This window comes from uncultured Dialister sp. (assembly GCF_900541605.1).
GTDB lineage: Bacteria > Bacillota > Negativicutes > Veillonellales > Dialisteraceae > Dialister.
Window position 1 is genome coordinate 1 of sequence record NZ_UQKJ01000148.1, and the last position, 4,234, is coordinate 4,234.

Here is a 4,234-nt window from a genome sequence, read left to right on the forward strand (position 1 = left end):
AAAGAGTGTTTTCTGACGATATTTTCTTGATTAAATCAGCGTTTCCCTAACAGCTAGCGGCTAGAAGCCCCCGCACGAATGACTTTACCCATCAGCTCCGCCTCCCAATGTCAAATTCCCTTCAAATTCCTGTAAATTTATCTTGGCAGGAGAGGGTAAAATGGTATAAAATAAGAATGACCAAGTTTTTTGTTGGAATCCGGATTTAGAGGAAAGGGGGGAAATAATGAAATATTTCTATCCCGCCATATTTTCACATGACGCTGAAAAAGGGACCTTTGCCGCTGTATTCCCGGATATTCCCGGATGCCAGGCCTTCGGCCGCACCATGGATGAGACCGCCAGCCGGGCCCGCAATGCCATGGCTGCTTCCCTTCTGGAAATGGAAGAAAAGGAGATTCCCTTCCCCCTTCCTTCGAACGAGAGACTTTTACAGCGCCGCTGCCGGAATGAAAAGGTCTGTGTCATCCTTGTGGACATGGACAGCTACCGCGCCTTTTGCGCCTACAAAGTAAAACATGCCGATACCAAATCCGCCGAATGGGCCGCTTCTGCCAGAAAGGGCAGGAAAGTCGGAATTCTGGCCAGGGTATTTGGGCTGAGATAAAATAGATATATAAAAGAGCTATGCAAAATTGCATAGCTCTTTTTGTGTGAAAGATGCCTATGAACGGGCGGGGGCCTTGTGCCTTGTGCTGAACAGCCGCCGGGCAGCCGGATTGCATCTGACGGGCAGCGGCAGCGTCACCTGCATGGAACCCATGGCAGACGATTCTGCATCAGCCACATATAATACCGATGTCCTTACAGCGCCCTCATAATGGTGCCGCCGCCGATGAGGCGGTCATCATCGTAGAACACCACGGACTGGCCGGTGGTAATGGCCCGCTGGGGCTCGTCAAATTTCACCACCGCCCGGCCATTCTTTTCCAGGGTCACCGTGCAGTCGTGGACCCGGATGCCGTAGCGGATTTTCGCCTGGCACCGGAATTCTTCCGCCGGCGGCTCGTCATCGTTGAAATGGAGCTCGTCCGCCAGAAGCCGGGTGCGGAAGAGGTCCTCATTTTCTCCCACCACCACCTGGTTCCTGTCGGGCCGCAGGGCCGTCACGTAAAGAGGTGTCCGGGCCGCAATGCCCAGGCCCTTCCGCTGGCCGATGGTGTAGTAGGGAATGCCCCGGTGATGGCCCAAGACCCGTCCCTTCTTATCCACAATATCCCCCGGCCGGAAAGCTTCGGGCGCATGGTTCTGCAGGAATTCCACGTAGGACTTTTCGCTGGTGAGGAAGCAGATATCCTGGGATTCCGCTTTATTATAGGTAGGAAGTCCCTTTTCCTTCGAAATCAGGCGGGTATCTTTCTTGAAAGTCCGGCCCAGGGGGAAGATGATGTGGGCCAGCTGGTCCTGGGTAAGGTGGTACATCATGTAGGACTGGTCCTTCCCCAGGTCGATGCCCTTGTGGACTTCGAACTTCTGCCGTTCCGGATTGTAAATAATTCTTGCATAGTGGCCGGTGGCGAAATAGGGAGCATCGAAGGCCTTCCGCACTTCATCGTAGAAGAGGCCGAATTTCACCTTGAAATCGCACATCATGCAGGGATTGGGGGTCATGCCCTTCGCATAGGCGTCGATGAAATAGGAAAGCACAAACTTCCGGTACGCCTCCCGCACGTCGATGACCTTGAAGGGAATGCCGATAAACTCCGCCATGGCCCGGGCCCCTTCGATTTCCTCGTCCTGCCCGTCGAACTGGTACATGGTGGCGCCGTACACATCGTAGCCCTGGTCCAGGAGCAGCCGCGCCGTGAGGGTACTGTCCACGCCGCCGGACATGGCCACCACCACTTTTTTCTTTTCTGTCATACACTATCCTTTCTGCGGAATATCCGCATAAACCATCATTCCGGGAATCCGAAAAAGCCGGAATTCCCGACATCGGAGTGAAAGTCCGAAGGATGCTTATACATTATATCATTACGGCGCAAGGACAGATAGAAGGGTTTTGATGTAAATTGCGCTGATGGATAGCGCCAATCGTGCATGGGATGTCAGTAAGGAGGGAGGAGTGGCGGTGCGGCGCATCAAAATGATAGAGCGCCGCAGAGTATATATTTCCCTTCCTTGAGCCGGGCAGGCTCCTGCGGGCCAGACTATCAGTTCCATCAACTATCCCCAGTCCCTGGGCAGTGTCAATTGATAAATGGAAGGCGCCTCATGCGGAGTCAATTGCACGCTTTATGGTTGGAGACTTCAGGATTTCAACTGCTGCAAAGACGCGGGGTCCCAGCTTTCTTCACTCCATGTTACTCTGTCCCTGATCATGCAGGCCCTTGGAGAAGGGCCGCGCCAAAGCCGCAGGATGGATCCGCCTCGCAGAGGCGGGTTCTGCAAAGCAGATGATGTCGCCAGCCTGGGCCATGAGCTGGCAAGGCCCTGTGGGCGAATGAGATTGAGATCGAGGCCGAGATCGAGGAGAACAGCCTGCGGCGCTTCCAGCAATTCCCATCAGCTATCCTCACCCCACCAAGGTGAGAAATGGTGATGGAATCGGCCCGCAGAGCCTATGCAGCTCAAGGCTCAAGGCCTGGCCGCTGATGACTCCACTCGCCAGCCCCTATACCATCCTCATTCGTCGGACTGCTTCTTATCCCACAGATACCGATTATACTTCTGCTGGTAAAATTCCGCTTCCTTCTTTTCCCGCCACCGGTCCCGGTCATCGCAGATGGCCAGCATTTCATCGGCGATTTCCTCCGGTCTTTGGGGATCTGCATGGGACAGGTAGCGGATCATGCGGCCCATGCCGTACTCCGTACCCAGGGTGGCCGCCACCAGGGCCCCCAGTTCACCGGGAAATCCCTTTTCCTCCACCATGCGTATAATGGTATCCCTGTATTCCTCCAGTTTTGGTTCCATAGCGTCTCCTTTCAGGAATGTATATGTATATACATTAGTATATAATAAAGTTTCAATTCCCGTTGCCAGGATCGAGACCGAGGTCGAGATCGAGGGCCCATGCCTGCGGCGGATGGGCGGCCGGCGCAGGTGCAAACGGACGCAGCCTTGAATCTTTAGCTATTAGCTAAATGGGTCCCCTGGCCAATTCCATCTGTTTCCATCACCATCTCTCAGCCCCGTGGGCAGCTCTCTTCAGGGAAGAGAGCCTCCTGTAGAGTCATTTATCCGTTATGGGGTTTACCGTCTTCAGGATTCCAACTGCGGCAGGGCCGCCATCCCCCTCGATCTCAGTGTCGGCCTCGATCTTACCTCTCTTCTTTACCAAATTTCTTCCCCGTGCTATGATGAAGAAATACTAAACCTTACATGTAGAGGAGTTTCCATGGATCTTATCCTTCAGTATCTTATCATCTGCCCCCTGGTCATGATTGCCGGGTTTGTAGATGCCATCGCCGGCGGCGGACTCATTTCCCTGCCGGCCTACCTCATCAGCGGCCTTCCGGTGCACAATGCCATCGCCACGAACAAAATGAGTTCCACCATGGGCACCGTCCTGGCTACCTTCAAGTTCGCCAGAAGCGGCTTCATCCCCTGGAAGCTGTCCGCCACCTGCGTGGCCTTTGCCTTTGCCGGTTCCTCTTTGGGCGCCCGGCTGGCACTGCTCATGGACTCCCACATTTTCATGCTCTTCATGGTGGTGGTCCTTCCACTCACCGCCATCTATGTGACCAAGGGAAAAGCCCTCATTGCAGAGAAGGCCCCTTTCCCCTATAAGAAAACCGCCATCCTCAGCGTGCTCATGGCCCTCATCATCGGCGTCTACGATGGTTTCTACGGCCCCGGCACCGGCACGTTCCTGCTGCTCCTCCTCACCGGCGTAGCCCACCTGCCCCTGAAAGAGGCCAATGGCGTCACAAAAGTCATCAATTCCACCACCAACATCACCGCCCTCTGCGTGTTCCTGCTGAACGGCAAGGTGCTCTTCCCCCTGGGCATCATCGCCGGTCTTTTCGGCATGGCCGGCAACTACCTGGGCGCCCAGTACTTCGCCAAAGGCGGCGCCAAAAACGTGAAGCCCGTCATCATCACGGTGCTCACGATTTTCTTCATCAAAGTGCTGTACGAGTTAATTACGAAATAGGGTACTAACGTACAGCGGTGATCCGCCGTAAGCCAAACCCTCATAAAACTCGCGGCGCTATATCACTTGTGCGCCGCCACCTGAACTGGCCCCCTTGTCAAGGACACAATTAAAAGTGTAGTTCGGACTCCATAG

General features: G+C 54.6%; 4 protein-coding genes. 2 read left to right on the top strand and 2 right to left on the bottom strand.

Annotated features, from left to right (window positions below; translation table 11 throughout):
• Positions 1-226 precede the first annotated feature (226 nt).
• A complete protein-coding gene (locus QZR21_RS08290; RefSeq protein WP_296974868.1) occupies positions 227-607 on the top strand; it encodes a type II toxin-antitoxin system HicB family antitoxin in 381 nt (126 codons plus the stop codon).
• 197 nt (positions 608-804) lie between these two features.
• On the opposite strand, the gene mnmA is transcribed toward QZR21_RS08290, so the two are convergent.
• The gene (mnmA, locus tag QZR21_RS08295) at positions 805-1,863 is read right to left on the bottom strand and encodes a tRNA 2-thiouridine(34) synthase MnmA (protein WP_296100197.1); all 1,059 of its coding nucleotides are present in this window, start codon (positions 1,861-1,863) and stop codon (positions 805-807) included.
• A gap of 762 nt (positions 1,864-2,625) precedes the next feature.
• Positions 2,626-2,916 (bottom strand): hypothetical protein, encoded by a 291-nt coding sequence (locus QZR21_RS08300; RefSeq protein ID WP_296100199.1) that lies wholly within the window; start codon positions 2,914-2,916, stop codon positions 2,626-2,628.
• Between the two features lie 424 nt (positions 2,917-3,340).
• On the opposite strand from QZR21_RS08300, the gene QZR21_RS08305 reads away from it, so the two are divergent.
• The gene (locus QZR21_RS08305) at positions 3,341-4,099 is read left to right on the top strand and encodes a TSUP family transporter (RefSeq protein ID WP_296974872.1); all 759 of its coding nucleotides are present in this window, start codon (positions 3,341-3,343) and stop codon (positions 4,097-4,099) included.
• Positions 4,100-4,234: the final 135 nt, after the last annotated feature.